14 protein-coding genes and 1 tRNA gene are annotated in these 14,727 nt (G+C 43.3%); 8 read left to right on the top strand and 7 right to left on the bottom strand.

Going from position 1 to position 14,727, the window contains the following annotated elements:
* Nucleotides 1-23: 23 nt before the first annotated feature.
* Nucleotides 24-878 (top strand): hypothetical protein, encoded by an 855-nt coding sequence (locus AKG33_RS02290; RefSeq protein WP_123962248.1) that lies wholly within the window; start codon nucleotides 24-26, stop codon nucleotides 876-878.
* Between the two features lie 65 nt (nucleotides 879-943).
* Here AKG33_RS02290 and AKG33_RS02285 read toward each other — a convergent pair whose 3' ends face one another.
* The 4 genes from AKG33_RS02285 to AKG33_RS02270 form a co-directional block, all read right to left on the bottom strand.
* Nucleotides 944-1,759 carry a C40 family peptidase gene (locus AKG33_RS02285; protein WP_050707882.1) on the bottom strand — a complete coding sequence of 272 codons (816 nt, stop codon included), beginning with the start codon at nucleotides 1,757-1,759 and terminating at the stop codon, nucleotides 944-946.
* Nucleotides 1,760-1,846: 87 nt separating this feature from the next.
* Complete coding sequence (locus tag AKG33_RS02280; protein ID WP_228369810.1) at nucleotides 1,847-2,521, bottom strand: SanA/YdcF family protein; 675 nt, start codon at nucleotides 2,519-2,521, stop codon at nucleotides 1,847-1,849.
* A 245-nt stretch (nucleotides 2,522-2,766) separates the two neighbouring features.
* On the bottom strand, nucleotides 2,767-3,495 hold the full coding sequence (locus tag AKG33_RS02275) for a transporter substrate-binding domain-containing protein (protein ID WP_011927792.1): 729 nt from the start codon (nucleotides 3,493-3,495) through the stop codon (nucleotides 2,767-2,769).
* A gap of 185 nt (nucleotides 3,496-3,680) precedes the next feature.
* Complete coding sequence (locus AKG33_RS02270; protein WP_050707881.1) at nucleotides 3,681-4,421, bottom strand: transporter substrate-binding domain-containing protein; 741 nt, start codon at nucleotides 4,419-4,421, stop codon at nucleotides 3,681-3,683.
* Nucleotides 4,422-5,041: 620 nt separating this feature from the next.
* Between AKG33_RS02270 and AKG33_RS02265 the strand changes: the two genes are divergently transcribed.
* The 7 genes from AKG33_RS02265 to queA all read left to right on the top strand — a co-directional run bounded on the left by AKG33_RS02265 (nucleotide 5,042) and on the right by queA (nucleotide 12,145).
* Nucleotides 5,042-5,118 (top strand) — tRNA-Met (locus tag AKG33_RS02265).
* Nucleotides 5,119-5,183: 65 nt separating this feature from the next.
* Nucleotides 5,184-5,651 (top strand): ribosome maturation factor RimP, encoded by a 468-nt coding sequence (rimP, locus tag AKG33_RS02260; RefSeq protein ID WP_011927790.1) that lies wholly within the window; start codon nucleotides 5,184-5,186, stop codon nucleotides 5,649-5,651.
* Between the two features lie 18 nt (nucleotides 5,652-5,669).
* Nucleotides 5,670-7,157 carry a transcription termination factor NusA gene (gene nusA / locus AKG33_RS02255; protein ID WP_011927789.1) on the top strand — a complete coding sequence of 496 codons (1,488 nt, stop codon included), beginning with the start codon at nucleotides 5,670-5,672 and terminating at the stop codon, nucleotides 7,155-7,157.
* A 20-nt stretch (nucleotides 7,158-7,177) separates the two neighbouring features.
* Nucleotides 7,178-9,817, top strand: coding sequence for a translation initiation factor IF-2 (infB, locus tag AKG33_RS02250; RefSeq protein WP_050707880.1), 2,640 nt, complete (start codon nucleotides 7,178-7,180; stop codon nucleotides 9,815-9,817).
* The gene (gene rbfA / locus AKG33_RS02245; RefSeq protein WP_011927787.1) at nucleotides 9,817-10,185 is read left to right on the top strand and encodes a 30S ribosome-binding factor RbfA; all 369 of its coding nucleotides are present in this window, start codon (nucleotides 9,817-9,819) and stop codon (nucleotides 10,183-10,185) included. Before infB ends, rbfA begins: the two co-directional genes overlap by 1 nt.
* 2 nt (nucleotides 10,186-10,187) lie before the next feature.
* On the top strand, nucleotides 10,188-11,081 hold the full coding sequence (gene truB, locus AKG33_RS02240) for a tRNA pseudouridine(55) synthase TruB (RefSeq protein ID WP_050707879.1): 894 nt from the start codon (nucleotides 10,188-10,190) through the stop codon (nucleotides 11,079-11,081).
* Nucleotides 11,081-12,145: a tRNA preQ1(34) S-adenosylmethionine ribosyltransferase-isomerase QueA gene (gene queA / locus AKG33_RS02235; RefSeq protein WP_011927785.1), complete on the top strand. Its 1,065-nt coding sequence runs from the start codon at nucleotides 11,081-11,083 to the stop codon at nucleotides 12,143-12,145. Before truB ends, queA begins: the two co-directional genes overlap by 1 nt.
* Nucleotides 12,146-12,198: 53 nt before the next feature.
* Here the strand turns inward: queA and AKG33_RS02230 are convergent, their stop codons facing one another.
* The 3 genes from AKG33_RS02230 to AKG33_RS02220 form a co-directional block, all read right to left on the bottom strand.
* Entirely contained in the window at nucleotides 12,199-13,650 is a 1,452-nt protein-coding gene (locus AKG33_RS02230) for a surface lipoprotein assembly modifier (RefSeq protein ID WP_050707878.1), read from the bottom strand.
* A 182-nt stretch (nucleotides 13,651-13,832) separates the two neighbouring features.
* Nucleotides 13,833-14,177 (bottom strand): hypothetical protein, encoded by a 345-nt coding sequence (locus tag AKG33_RS02225; protein ID WP_123962247.1) that lies wholly within the window; start codon nucleotides 14,175-14,177, stop codon nucleotides 13,833-13,835.
* Entirely contained in the window at nucleotides 14,164-14,727 is a 564-nt protein-coding gene (locus AKG33_RS02220; RefSeq protein WP_011927782.1) for a hypoxanthine-guanine phosphoribosyltransferase, read from the bottom strand. The genes AKG33_RS02225 and AKG33_RS02220 overlap by 14 nt, the downstream gene beginning before the upstream one ends.

The raw sequence follows: 14,727 nt of genomic DNA, 5'->3' as shown, positions 1-14,727 counted from the left end.
CTTATTTTTCACGGGAGCATTTGATGATGAATTCATTATTAACGATGCACAGCATTTTGCTGGGCGTTTTTAGTTTTTTGCTGGGCGCAGGATTTGGGTATTTTTTGCGACGACCGCCAAAACATTATAAAACGCCGGTTTTTGAACAAAAAATTCAAGATTGGATGTTGCCACCAGAAAAAGATGATTTATCGCAAAAATTTGATGTAAATGTTTCTTCCCGAACTGAAAAAATTTTGCAAGAAAATACGCAACTTTTTGCCATGTTTGAGCGACAGTATCACGATTTTTGCCAACAATTACAGAATAATACGGCACAACTTTTCCAAACGGATAACGCTGCCGCCAAACCAGAAAATCCTGCAAATGCCGTCGCCGTAACAACGAATTCATTACCCGATCCGACGATCGACCGTACCGTTGAACCAAAAGCTGAAATTCCTGCGGTCAATCCCGTTATTGAGCCGGCAGATTCACCCGTCGATCCAACAATCGATCGCACCGTTGAACCCAAAGCTGAAATTCCTGCGGTCAATCCCGTTATTGAGTCAGCAGATTCACCCGTCGATCCAACAATCGATCGCACCGCAGAACCCAAAGCTGAAATTCCTGCGGTCAATCCCGTTATTGAGCCAACAGATTCACCCATCGATCCCGCAATTGATCGTACCGCCGCGCCCAAAGCCGAAATTCCTGCGATCAATCCGATAATTACCGATTCAAAAACTGCGGAATCAGCGATTGAGGAAAAAGTACCGAATAAAAATCTTTTAACCGCACGCAATCATAAAGAGCGCCCTTTAGCCGCAATTGAGCGCGTTAATATCCGTTCTGGTTTTGATGAGGCGCCGGCAGAAAATAACGAAAAAGAAATTTAGTTTATTAAGGTAAAAAACTGTGCCGCAATCATAAAATCCGCGCGGCGCGGTTTTCTGTCCCAAAGTTACCAATGATAAGCTTTAATAATGAGGCGTTCTTTAGCAATATCGCTGTGGGCAAGCGCGCTCATCAAAGGCTCTTCCACGACGCGCATATGATGACCGCTGGCATGAATAACGTTCTTATTACCGCTGTATAACATCACATGATTGGGAATAAAAATTAAATCACCGGCGGACATTTCTTTTGCATTGACTGATTGATGATTTTGCGCCATGTATTTGTGTTGCAAATCGCTGTCTCGCGGAATGAGGCGCCCCGAAAAACGGTAAATCATTTGCACTAATCCCGAACAATCCACGCCAGAGGTGCCGCGTCCGCCCCAAAGATAACTGCGTCCCAATTGTTCGCGGGCAACGGTTAATAAATCAAGCGGTTCACTAAGTTCAAAAGCATGTGCGCGGTGAATCCAGCCCCATTCCGCTAATTTTACATAGTCGCCTTGGGTTTCGCTGATATTGAATGTGGCAGCAGGCGGCAAAAAACCAATTAAGGAACTTTTTAAATCCGCTTCTTTGGTAATCGGTGCCGTAAAACGCGTGCAATGAGTTTTGGTTTCAAATTGAGGCACTTGTCTTAATGCCGCGCCGTGTATCCAACCGCAATATAAATCACTTTGACTTTGTACCCAGTAAAAAACATCTTTTTGCCCGTGAATGGTGACATTTTCGCCATAAAGCATTTGTGTTAAACGCGGACTTTTGGGATCGGGTTCTTGAAAAACCCATGCATCGGAAGTTTTAATAACAGCTAATGCGATCACGGGTTGGTTAATAAATAAACGGGCATCGCGTGCCGTTTGTTCATCTAAATTAAACATAAAATAATCCTTTTTTGGCGTTTTAACGGCTCAATTAAAGCATTATTGTAGGCAGGATAAGTGCGCGCTTCAATTCAGCGCTTGGTTTCACGAGTCTTTTTGAGGAAAGGCAATTGTATCGCCATAAAATTTGGCTTGTTTATGTATTAATAAATCTAATACGGCTTTAATACGGGCAAATAATTCTCTAATGCGCGTTTTCATACTATTTTGAAAAGCGACCGGATCGCGCGCATTAAAAGCGATGGCGTCGTGATGATGCCAGCGCGCAATAAAAACCGCGCGGGCGTTGTGAAAAGGTTGTGAAATAATCAGATAACGTTGATTTTGAAAAACTTTTTTCATGCGCAAAATGCTGTCTAAAGTACGAAAACCAGCGTAATCAGCTTGAATATGCGCCGGCGGAATACCAGCGGCGAGTAAATCGAGCCGCATTTGTTCAGGTTCGTTGTAATAACGGCTTGGATTGGCGCCGCTGACGATAAAATAGCGCGCTTTTCCGGCGTGATAAAGTTGCGCGGCGGCTTCAATGCGCGCATCGTAAAAAGCATTATGACGACCGTCAGTTAAATATTTTGCCGTTCCCAAAACCAGCGCGATTTCGCAGGAAGGAACGCGGTTAATGTCATCATAAAGATAGGGACGGCTTGTGTGTTCAATCCACAAATAAACGCCCAAAATCGTCATCAGAATCAGAAGCAAAAATAACGCTAATAGGCGAAAAAGATTTTTAATCGGGCGAATTAATAATGGCGTCATCATGTTCCCCAGTTATTTATTTAGAATAAAGTTTAAACGCGCCGCATCATAAAAAGCCATTTTTTAATCATTAGATTTCACAATAAAATAAAAAATAACTGCCGATTGCGCTGATGAATATTAAATTTATTATCGCCGTATTAATTTTTTATATACAAAAAAAACAGCTCCAATAGTATTGATCAAAAAATAATTCTAATTCGATCTCTATTATTGGAGCATCAATGAAGAATGCGTTTAATAACGCATTAATTTAACCATTTTTTACGAAGTTCATCGAGCTTTCCGTTGGCGCGCAAATTATCAATGCCGCGATTAATTTTTGCCAATAATTCGGGATTTCCTTTTCTCACCGCAATAATGGTATTACCGGGTTCTTCTGGTAATTTCGAGCTATAAATTGCCAAATTTTCATGCCGTTTCAAAATAAAACTCATCGAGGGTTCGTAACTGTAATAAATGTCGATATCGCCACGAACAACCGCTTTCAATCCCTCAAAATCGCTGGCTTGCTCAATGATATTTTTCACGCCGGCTTGCTTGAGTTTATCAACGCTGGCCGTATCTCTTTCTGCGCCAATTTTTAAATCTCCCGCATTAACCAAATCTTCTAGAGATTTCACCGCAAGATTTGCTTTTTTATAAATGAGCATGAATCGATCGGATTCAAGATAAGGTTTACTAAAATCAGCAAATTGGCGGCGTTTTTCCGAATCGCTTAATGTTGAAATTACTAAATCGCGTTTACCTTCCGCTAATTGTTCCACAATGCCTTTCCAATGATCGCTGTTAAATTTAACTTCAAACCCTTGATCTTTGGCAATTTCTCGCATCAATTCAATATCAAAACCGGTCATTGCACTGTTTTCATCTAAAAATTCAAATGGTGCAAAAAAAGGATAGGTGCCAACCTGATAAGTTTCTGAAAAACACGGCAAACTGCACGATAACAATGCAGTCAGTAATAATTTTTTCATCTTCTTTCCTCGGGAAATTTTACACAAAGGGTCGCAAGTGTAAACGCATAACGAAATAATAAAAAATGATTAATTTTTTAAGGAACGATGAGATTTTCCCAAAGAAGACTTCGCCAGCGTCAACAAAGCTTGTTTTATGGTGACGCCGGCGAATATTTTTAAAATGAAATCAACAGGTAAGCGGATTAATTAGCGGATTCCATTTCCAACCATTTTTTACGAAGCTCATCGAGTTTTCCATTTGCGCGCAAATTATCGATGCCACGGTTGATTTTTTCGAGCAATTCCGCGTTGCCTTTTTTAACCGCGATAACGGTTTTTCCCGGTTCTTTCGGCAATCTAAAAGTGCGAATCGGCAATTTTTTATCTTTATATCCTCTCAAAATATAAGCCATCGATGCTTCATCGCAATAGTAAGCATCAATAGAACCCCGAATAATGGCTTTAAGTCCTTCAAAATTACTATCCAATTCAGTAACATTTGCGCCAGCTTGTTTCAGCCGTTCAACGTTTGCCGTACCTTTTTCCGCACCAGCATTTAAACCGGACAAATCGGATAAAGAATTGATTGACAGATCGGGTCTTTTATAAAACACGGTAAATTGTTCATATTCAGAATAAGGCTTACTCAAATCAGCCAATTGGCGCCGTTCTTCAGTATCCATCAAGGAAGAAACGATCATATCGCGTTTGCCATCATTTAATTTATCAAGCAGTTCTTCCCATTTATCATTATGAATTTCAACTTCAAAGCCTTGATCTTTGGCAATTTCTTGAATGAGATCAACGTCATATCCGGTGATGATGCCGTTTCCGTCTAAAAACTCATACGGTGCGAAAGTCGGATGACTAGCAACGCGATATTTATCCGCTGCCAAACAGGGCAAACTACATGACAATAATGCTGCCAATAATAATTTTTTCATGATATCTCCATAAGTGGTTTTTTAAATTTTATTTACTATCTAAACGGTAAACTTAAGTAGTTAACCGAATATTAATTTAGTGTAAAAATAGAGAGATTTCCATTAAAAAAAAGACACGATAGCGAATTGCGGCGTAAATTATCGTTTTTAAGAGCATTTAAAATAAATCATGGTTTATTATATTTTATTAAAAATAATTCAATCAATATTGCCGAAATAATAAATAAAATTTACTAATATTCATCGGAGTAATTATTGAATGATAAATAAATTATTTTTCTTTTTACCATTTTTTATGTAATTCATTGAGTTTGCATTTAAATGCTCAATGCTGCGATTAATTTTTTCGAGCAATGCCGTATTATCTTTTTTAACGGCAATCACAATGTTTATGGATTCTTTGGATCATTTAGAAATATGAATGAGTAATTTTTTATCTTTATATCTTTTTAAAACAAAACCCAGCAAATATAAAATTATGGAATAATATTGATTATTTTTCATAAAACGCATTTTGATGGTAAAAATAACACTAAACAACAATCGCTATTAAAACTGCTCATTTTTTTAATTTACTTGCGCAAAAGATTTTAAAGAGTATAATACGCCCTTCAATCAGTTGCGGGGTGGAGCAGTCTGGTAGCTCGTCGGGCTCATAACCCGAAGGTCGTTGGTTCGAATCCAGCCCCCGCTTCCAAAGAATTTTTATAAAAAGCCCTTTTTCAAAGGGCTTTTTTGTTGCCTACTCTCTGGAGGAACCACATGTCACAAGAGCAAGTCGTTACAGAATTGCTGCGTCCCATCGTTGAATCCATGGGATTTATTTGGTGGGGGCTTGAATACCACTATAATTCTATGAATTCCATTTTGCGCATTTACGTTGATACGCAAGAAGGCGGAATCGGCATTGATGATATCGTCACCATCACCGAACAACTCAATCCCATTCTCGACGTTGAACAACCCATCACCACCAATTACACCCTCGAAGTCTCATCACCAGGGCTTGACCGCATTCTTTTTACGCTTGCTCAATGCGAACAATTTATCGGCGCCACCGTTCACTGCCGCTTGCGTTTTCCATTTGAAGGAAAAAGAAAATTTCAAGGCATCATGACTGCCGTTGATCACGATAAAGAAACCATTTCCTTAACGCTCGCCGACGGCGCCGCAGAAGTTCATCTACCCTTTACCCAAATTGATAAAGCACGCATTGTGCCCCAGTTTTAACAGATAAAAGGATTCACTATGTCAAAGGAATTATTGGCAATTGTTGAAGCGGTTGCCAATGAAAAAGACGTTGATCGCAACGTCATTTTTGAAGCACTCGAAGCCGCGCTGGCAGCAGCAACGCGCAAACGTCACGGCGATAAAGAAATTGAAACACGCGTCAGCATCGATAGAAAAAGCGGCGAATACGAAACCTTCCGCGTTTGGAAAATCGTTGATGACGATGCCATCTTAGAAAATACGGATATTGAAATCCGCGAAACCGTCGCCCACATTGATTTCCCCGACGCAGATTTAGTTGCCGGTGATATTTATGAAGAAAAAATAGAAAACGAACCGTTTGGACGCATCAGCGCTCAAATGGCAAAACAAATCATCATTCAAAAACTACGCGAAGCTGAACGCGAAAAAATTTATCAACAATTCATCGAACAAGAAGGAACACTCGTTCACGGCATCGTTCGCCGACACGAGCGCGGCAACGCTATTGTTGATTTAGGCGGCGTTGAAGGCACGATTTTGCGCAACGATATGATCCCGCGCGAACCGCTCCGCAGCGGCGATCGCATTTTAGGTTATTTGGAAAAAGTCAATCGCGAACTCCGCGGGCCGCAATTGCAAATCAGCCGCATTGCGCCGGAATTGCTCATTCAATTATTTCAAAAAGAAGTGCCCGAAATCAGTTCCGGCATGATTGAAATCATGGGCGCGGCGCGCGATCCGGGGCTGCGCGCTAAAATTTCCGTGCGGACATTCGATCCGCGCATCGATCCCGTTGGCGCTTGCGTAGGCATTCGCGGCTCACGCGTGCAAGGCGTTGTTAATGAACTTGCCGGTGAACGCATCGATATCGTGCTTTGGGACGATGATGCGGAAACTTATGTACGCAAAGCGATGGCGCCGGCGGTGATTAGTGATACCTGTGTAAATGAAGCAACAAAAACAATTGATATTGCCGTTCCTGAAGAAAAATTGCCGCAAGCCGTTGGACGCGGTGGACAAAACGTGCGTTTAGCAAGCGAATTGACCGGCTGGACGATTAACGTATTATCAGAAAGCGAATTTGCCGAAAAAATTCAAGCCACCCAATCCGCACAAGAACAATCATTAAGCACGATTTTAGACGTTGACGAAACCGTGGCAACGCAATTAATCGCGCACGGCATCACCACGCCAGAAGCCGTTGCTTATACCGGTCGCGACGAATTATTAACCATTGATGCTTTTGATGCGGAACTCGTTGACGATTTACTCGAGCGCGCCGCCAACTATGTCATGGTAGAAGCGTTTAAAGAAGAAGATACGCCGGAAGAAGAAATGCAAACATCTGTGAGCGTTATGGAAGGCGTTGACAGCGTTTTAGCGGCTAAATTGCAGGCAGCAGGCATTCATACCCAAGAAGATTTGGCAGAATTATCAGTCGAAGAACTGATCACTATTGGCAATACCACGCAAAATGAAGCCGCTGCCTTAATTTTAAAAGCCAGAGAACCGTGGTTTCGTTAAGCTTAAGCGGAGAGAAAAAAATGACTGTAGCAGAATTAGCAAAACAATTAAGAATTTCCATAAATCGTTTATTAGACGTTATCAGTGAAGCAGGGATTATGATTCACGATGTAGAAAACGATGTTTTATCCCCAGAACAAAAAGTTGCCATCGCAGGGCATATGAAGCAACGCAAAAAACAATCCGCCACAGAAAAAAATGCGGCGAAATCCGATAATAAATCGGATAAAAATAGCAAAACAGGCGCTAAAAAAACGACAAACAGACGGAAAACCGATGCCCGCAAATCGCAATCCAGCGAGAAAAAAATTTCGCCGCGAGAATTAGCGCAACAATTAGCCGAAAAAAAACGTCTCGAACAAGGCAACGCGCAACGCGAAAATGAAGAACGCGAATATCAAGAAGCTTTAGCGGCGGAAGAAAAACGTCAACAGCAAGAAGAAGCGCGCAAAGCAAAACGTGAACAAAAAGAAGCCGAAGCCATTCGCGCCGAAGAAGAACGTTTGCAAATGGAAGCGGCATTACAAGCGCAAATGCAAGAGCAAGAGCGCATCCGTCAAGAAAAAGAAGCCGAAGAAGCCAAACTAAACGCCGAAAAAGAATTGCGCAAACAACAAGAACGCGAAAAAAGATTAGCGCAAGAAAAAGCCGAATTAGAACGCAAACGCCAAGAAGCCATTCGCGATGTGGAATTGCGGGAAAGTTATGAAGAAGAAGCTGAAACCCGTTTCCATATTCAAAGTAAAGATCGCAATTTTGGCAGCAAAAACGACCGCAGCGGCAAACGCGCCGTGAAAAATGGTGATGACGAGCGCAGCGGCGAACGGCGCAATAATGCGCGAAATAACACTCGCCGGCGCAATAATGACAATAAAAAAGGCAAATTTGAAAAACCAGTGGCGCCGATTAGTCGCGAAGTGCGCATTCCTGAAACCATTACCGTGGGCGATTTAGCGCAAAAAATGAGCGTTAAAGCCAGCGAACTGATTAAAACCATGATGAAACTGGGTTCTATGGTGACAATTAATCAATTGCTCGACCAAGAAACCGCCGCGCTGATTGCCGATGAAATGGGGCATCGTTACGTTTTATTGAAAGAAAACGAACTGGAAGAGCAAGTGATGGCGCAAGCTTCTGAAAATAAAATGGACGTTGTGGTGCGCGCGCCGGTGGTTACGATTATGGGACACGTTGACCACGGTAAAACTTCTTTGCTGGACTATATTCGCCACACGCGCGTTGTTTCTGGTGAAGCCGGCGGCATTACGCAACATATCGGCGCTTATCGCGTTACAACCGAACGCGGCGTAATCACGTTTTTAGATACACCGGGACACGCGGCATTTACCGCCATGCGCGCGCGCGGCGCCAACGTCACCGATATTGTGGTTTTGGTGGTGGCTGCCGATGACGGCGTGATGCCGCAAACCAAAGAAGCCATTCAACATGCTAAAGCTGCCAATGTGCCGCTGATTGTTGCCGTTAATAAAATGGATAAACCCGAAGCCGATCCGGAACGCGTGAAATCCGAATTATCGCAGGAAGGCGTTATTTCCGAAGAATGGGGCGGCGAACATTTATTTGCTTATGTTTCTGCCAAAAGCGGCATGGGTATTGATGATTTGCTTGAAAAAATACTCATTCAAGCGGAAATGTTGGAATTGACGGCGCCATCATCTGGCGTGGGCAAAGGCGTAGTCGTTGAATCGCGTTTGGATCGCGGGCGCGGCAGCGTGGCAACAGTGCTCGTACAATCCGGCGTGATGAAAAAAGGCAATGTGATGTTAGCCGGCATGGAATACGGTCGCATTCGCGCGATGTTGGACGAAAAAGGTAAAGAACTTGAAGAAGCAGGTCCTTCAACGCCGGTTGAAATTTTAGGTTTATCCGGTACGCCGAACGCAGGCGATGATGTCATCATCGTGGAAAATGAACGTAAAGCGCGCGAAATTGCCAACTTCCGACAAGGAAAATTCAAAGAAATCCGCATCGCGCGGCAACAAAAAACCAAGTTGGAAAACTTATTTAATAATGCCGACGGCGAAATCAGCAAAGTCAGCTTGATGATTAAAGCAGACGTTCAAGGATCGGTTGAAGCGCTGGCGGATTCATTGCGCGAATTATCCACTGATGAAGTTGCCGTCAATATTATTGCAACTGGAATCGGCGGTATTACGGAATCTGACGTCCAACTCGCACTGGCTTCATCGGCAACCATTATTGCTTTTAACGTGCGCGCCGAAGCTAACGCCAAAAAACTCATCGAAGAAGAAGGCGGCGATTTGCGTTATTACAGCATTATTTATCAAGCTATTGACGACGTAAAAGCAGCAATGCAAGGATTATTGTCGCCCGAAATTCGCGAAGAAATTATTGGTTTGGCAGAAGTGCGCGATGTTTTCCGTTCCTCAAAATTCGGCGCGGTTGCCGGCTGCATTGTTGAAGACGGTTTACTCAAGCGCCATAACCCAATTCGCGTATTACGTAATAATGTCGTTATTTATGAAGGGGAATTGGAATCGCTGCGCCGCTTTAAAGATGACGTCAACGAAGTTCGCGCCGGCACAGAATGCGGTTTGGGCGTTAAAAATTACAACGATGTTCGCGTCGGTGATCAAATCGAATGTTATGAACGCGTTGAAATTGAAAGGAAATTATAATGGCACACGGAGTTGATCGGACGCGACGCATTGGCGAACAAATGCGCCGCGATTTAGCCCAAGCATTGGTCGATATTGTGCATCACCCGCACGCGTCTTTGCTTTCTTTTACCGCGGTTCATTTAACGCGCGATTTATCGTTTGCCAAAGTTTATGTAACGCATGTGCTTGATAATGAAGAAGAACGCTCAGAATTAGTCGCCGAACTCAATGCCAAAGCTGGGCAGTTTCGCCATTATTTAGCCAAAAATTTATCGATCCGCAAAGTGCCGGAATTGCAGTTTTATTACGATCAATCCGTGGAATACGGCGCGAGAATGGAGCAGCTGTTAACGCATTTGGTTAAAGATTCGGAACATAAGGATTGATTTTGAAACGCGATATCAACGGCATTTTGTTATTAAACAAACCCCGCGGCATCAGCAGCAACAGCGCATTACAAAAAGCGCGGGCGCTGTTTCAAGCGAAAAAAGCCGGTCACGGCGGCACGCTCGATCCGTTTGCTTCAGGGTTATTGCCGCTTTTTTTGGGGGAAGCGACAAAATTTAGCCAATATATGCTCGGCGCCGACAAACAATATCTTGTAGGCATTCGTTTTGGTCGCGAAACCACTACCGATGATTGCAACGGCGAAACGTTAAACACATTGCCGCCACCGGATTTGCTCAATCTGGATTGGCAATCCGTGCTCGCGCATTTTCAAGGCGATTATCAACAGACGCCGCCGATTTTTTCCGCTTTAAAAATCAATGGTAAACGCGCTTATGAACTCGCCCGCGAAGGCATTATTCCCGAAATAGCGCCGCGGATTATTCATATTGCATCGTGCAGCGTCATCGCGGTGAATAAAGATTACGCGCAACTGCGCATTCGTTGCTCTAAAGGCAGTTATATCCGTGCATTTGCGCGCGATTTGGGGCGATTTTTAAATAGCGCCGCGCACGCAGAAACGTTAATCCGCGAAGCATCGGGGCATTTTGTTTTAAATCAGGCTCATGATTTATCCACATTGGAAACTTTATCGCTTTCGGAACGCGATGCGTTGTTATTGCCGATTGAATACGCTTTAAAAAATATTCCGCCGCTTGCTATTCCTGAAGACAAAATTCGTTTTATTTGCCACGGCAACGATATTGCCATCACCGCAACAAATGGTTTATATCAATTATCTGCTGACGGGCATTTTTTGGGAATCGGCAAAGCGCGCGACGGGCGTTTATATCCCAAACGTTTATTATCGACAGAAGCATCAGGAGTTTTTTGATGCAGCACACTTTAAAAAAATCCGATTTTTTTTATGAATTACCCGAACATTTAATCGCACGTTATCCGCTGCAAAATCGCTCGGATAGTCGTTTATTGGTTGCGGCGGTGGAATCTGCGCAAAAAGTACACATTTCCAATAAACAGATGATTGATTTTATTGACTTTTTGAAACCAGAAGATTTATTGGTGATCAATAATACACGTGTGGTTCCCGCGCGCATGTTTGGACACAAAATCAGCGGCGGCAAAGTTGAAGTATTTATTGAACGCCTGCTTTCCGAACAACGCGTTAAAGCGCATATCCGCGCTTCAAAAGCGCCGCTTTTGGGCAGTCAAATTGTTATCGGCGCGCAAAAAGTGACGATTGAAGACAAAAAAGACGGAATTTATACCGTTTTTTCCGAAATGCCGTGGACAAAATTAATGGCGCAACAAGGAAAAATGCCTATTCCGCCTTATTTGGCGCGCGATGCTGAAGCGTTAGATAGCGAACGTTATCAAACGGTTTACGCACAAATTGCCGGTGCCGTTGCTGCGCCCACCGCGGGATTGCATTTTGATCAAAAATTGTTGGAACGCATTGCCGCAAAAGGCGTTAAAAGAGCGGCAATTACATTGCATGTTGGCGCGGGTACTTTTCAACCGGTGCGCGTGGAAAATTTAAATGAACACGTAATGCATCAAGAATGGTTTTCGCTTTCTCAAGAAGTCGTTGATGCCGTTGCCGCCTGCCGCGCGCAAAATGGACGCGTCATCGCTATTGGCACCACGGCGTTGCGCGCATTAGAAAGCGCGGCGATTGGTTCGGGAAAAGTGGGCGTTTTTCAAGGTGATACCGATTTATTTATTACGCCGGGTTATGAATTTCAAGTAGTTGATGCCTTATTTACGAATTTCCATTTGCCGGAATCAACGCTTTTGATGTTGGTCAGCGCATTTGCCGGCGTAAACAATATTCGCCGTATTTATCAACATGCGATTACCGAACAATACCGCTTTTTTAGTTACGGCGACGCGATGTTTTTACCGCATCGTTTGCCCGCTCTGGAAACACTTTTGTAAATAAAGGCGCGAAAATCGCGCCTTTTCTTTTAGCACCGAAATAATCCACGCGTTTAAAACGTTTTAGAAAATTCCACAACCACGTTTTGTTTATCGTAATTATAAAACGGGTGATTGCCGTCAACTTTGCGATAAGACCACGTCAAGCGCGGCGTGATACCGCCGAAATAAAAATTACGATTCCACAGGCTAACAGAGGCGCTGTATTCGTTATTTTTTTGTTTGATATTAAAGAAATCCACGTCATCAAAGGTTTTTCTGCCGTAGCCGATTGTGGTGCGCGTTGCAAAACCTTTGCCCCATTCTTGTCCCCAGCCCAAACGTGCGCCCCAGCGGTCATAAGAGTTGGTTTTTGATTCGACATCGCGAATGCTGTAATCGATGCCGCCGAACCAATAATAGCGCGCAGCGGGCAAATACATTAACGTGTGCGACATCAAATAATCATTGCCGTTTAAATGACGATAATCGCTGCGGTAACGATTTTGAGTCCATTCCAACGCGCCTTGATATTTAAATTTTGTTGATAACCATTGCGAGCCGCTCAAACGCAAGCCGTAACCCGTATTGTAGTGATCAAAATTGCTGTTGTTATCGTTGCGGTTGACGTACCAACGATGCGAGAAAAACGGCGATAATTCAATTTCGGTTACCGCGTTGCTATAACCGCCGCCGATTCCGATGCGGCTGCTTAAATCGTTAGAGGTTTTTTCGTCCCAATACAATTTGCCAAAAGTGCTCAAATGCAATGCCGCAAAATAATTACCGCGCAAATTCCAGCGTTTATCGGCAGAAAAATCAAATTCAACGCCGTTGGCGCTGCGCGGTTCTTGTTGACTGGTAATGGAGCTGCCGTTAGGAAAAACCATTTTTGTGCCGACCGGCGGCGCTTCGTTGACGTTTTTATCATAAGAATAAGTCGCTGATGCATAAAAATCCCATTGTTCCTGCCGGTGAATCATTTTTAAAACATGATCAACAGCTTGCGCGTATTGCTCGGGCAATTGTTCGGCGCGCAATTTTTCCAATTCGTGTTCGGCGGCAACGTATTGTTTATCGGCATATAACGCCATTGCTAATTGAAAACGCACCAGCGTGACGTTTGGCAATAATGAATTGATTTTGCGGTATAAACGAATAGCAGTTTTAAAATCGCCGGCGCGCGCGGCAATAATGGCATCGCCCCATTCAATCAAAGAAGGATCGCGATTGGGCACATCGCGGTAATACGGCAAATATTTCTTTAAACCTTCGGCATCTCCCATAACCACGTATTTCGACAAAACGCTTTCCAATGCGCTCGGATTTTCCCGCCAATAAGCGGCAGGCAATTTTTCCAATTCGGCATCGGATAAAGGAGCAGCCGTAGGCAATTTTACTTGTTGATCGGGAACGACGACGTTATGTTTATCGCTAACGGGCGGTTTAATCGTCATATCCGCTGAAAATGCATGAAACGCGATCAATAATGCCGGACTGATCACCATTTTTGACAATAAATTCATTTTTTTTCCTTGCGTTACATCATAAAAGATGGTCTTGAGAGGCTGAAAAGTTAAGCGGGGAAATATAACACACTCATAATCTTGCTTACTACCACAAAGGTGCGTTATTTTCGTGGCGTAATATTAAAAAAAATATGAGCGGTATCAAAAAGACGGCAAACAATTTGCGCGATAAATCGTTGTTAACGGGTAATACGAATACCACTTCGCGGCTCGTAATGATGGCAAGAAACTTGCCGATAATATTGCCGCCCGCGATAAAAAAACGGTTCCAAACACATATCAGGGCGATATTGTCCGCGTTCAATAAAGGCGGGTTGTTCAATTTCCAGCGCCATATTGTCGCCGCGCACCACCGCTTGAAAACCCAACGGCGCGGCGCCCGTTTGATATTGATAACCGCTTTGTTCGCTTTGAAAACCGTCACCTAAATAACGCAATGTAGAACGCGTTTGAAAATGACTGATGCTGTCGCTTTGCACGCAACCTGCCAGCGTTATTAAAAAGCATAATTTAAATTTCATCATCTTCAGATAAAGCATAAATGCCTGTTAAATGACGCAAATAACCGTGATAATCCATACCGCAGCCGTAAATATAACGATCGGCAACCTGCGTGCCGATAAAATCGACGGCAAAATCTTTCACTTTTCGATCGTGTTTTTTATCGATTAATACGCAACAACGCAGGCTTTTTAAATGCTGGCGCCGCAATTCATCAGCAATGGCTTTTAACGTAATACCTTCATCAAAAATATCATCAATCAATAAAACGTGTTCATTTTCAAGCGATTGCTTCGGGCGCGCTTTCCATTCAATGATCCCGCCTTGATTATTTTGATAGCGGCTGGCGTGGACATAATCCATGCGATGAAAAAAAGTTAACCGCGTTAACAATTGCCCCGCGGGAATGAGTCCGCCGTTCATCACGACGATAATCAAAGGATTAAGCCCCGAATAATGCGCGTTGAGCTGCGCGGCTAATTTATCGTAAGCGGCATTAATTTCTTCTGCCGTAATCAAACATTGCGAATGCTTGAGAACGCGTTCTAAATCTTGTTGCGTTAATGTGTTCAT

The organism is Dichelobacter nodosus, from assembly GCF_001263335.1.
In the GTDB taxonomy this organism is placed as follows: domain Bacteria; phylum Pseudomonadota; class Gammaproteobacteria; order Cardiobacteriales; family Cardiobacteriaceae; genus Dichelobacter; species Dichelobacter nodosus.
This window is presented reverse-complemented; position numbering and strand designations above follow the sequence as displayed.

Coding starts and splice junctions, on each gene's coding strand:
- AKG33_RS02280 (WP_228369810.1), bottom strand. CDS start 2,521: ATGATGACGCCATTATTAATTCGCCCGATTAAAAATCTTTTTCGCCTA.
- queA (WP_011927785.1), top strand. CDS start 11,081: ATGCAGCACACTTTAAAAAAATCCGATTTTTTTTATGAATTACCCGAA.
- AKG33_RS02285 (WP_050707882.1), bottom strand. CDS start 1,759: ATGTTTAATTTAGATGAACAAACGGCACGCGATGCCCGTTTATTTATT.
- AKG33_RS02290 (WP_123962248.1), top strand. CDS start 24: ATGATGAATTCATTATTAACGATGCACAGCATTTTGCTGGGCGTTTTT.
- nusA (WP_011927789.1), top strand. CDS start 5,670: ATGTCAAAGGAATTATTGGCAATTGTTGAAGCGGTTGCCAATGAAAAA.
- rimP (WP_011927790.1), top strand. CDS start 5,184: ATGTCACAAGAGCAAGTCGTTACAGAATTGCTGCGTCCCATCGTTGAA.
- AKG33_RS02270 (WP_050707881.1), bottom strand. CDS start 4,421: ATGAAAAAATTATTATTGGCAGCATTATTGTCATGTAGTTTGCCCTGT.
- AKG33_RS02225 (WP_123962247.1), bottom strand. CDS start 14,177: ATGATGAAATTTAAATTATGCTTTTTAATAACGCTGGCAGGTTGCGTG.
- infB (WP_050707880.1), top strand. CDS start 7,178: ATGACTGTAGCAGAATTAGCAAAACAATTAAGAATTTCCATAAATCGT.
- AKG33_RS02230 (WP_050707878.1), bottom strand. CDS start 13,650: ATGAATTTATTGTCAAAAATGGTGATCAGTCCGGCATTATTGATCGCG.
- AKG33_RS02220 (WP_011927782.1), bottom strand. CDS start 14,727: ATGAACACATTAACGCAACAAGATTTAGAACGCGTTCTCAAGCATTCG.
- AKG33_RS02275 (WP_011927792.1), bottom strand. CDS start 3,495: ATGAAAAAATTATTACTGACTGCATTGTTATCGTGCAGTTTGCCGTGT.
- rbfA (WP_011927787.1), top strand. CDS start 9,817: ATGGCACACGGAGTTGATCGGACGCGACGCATTGGCGAACAAATGCGC.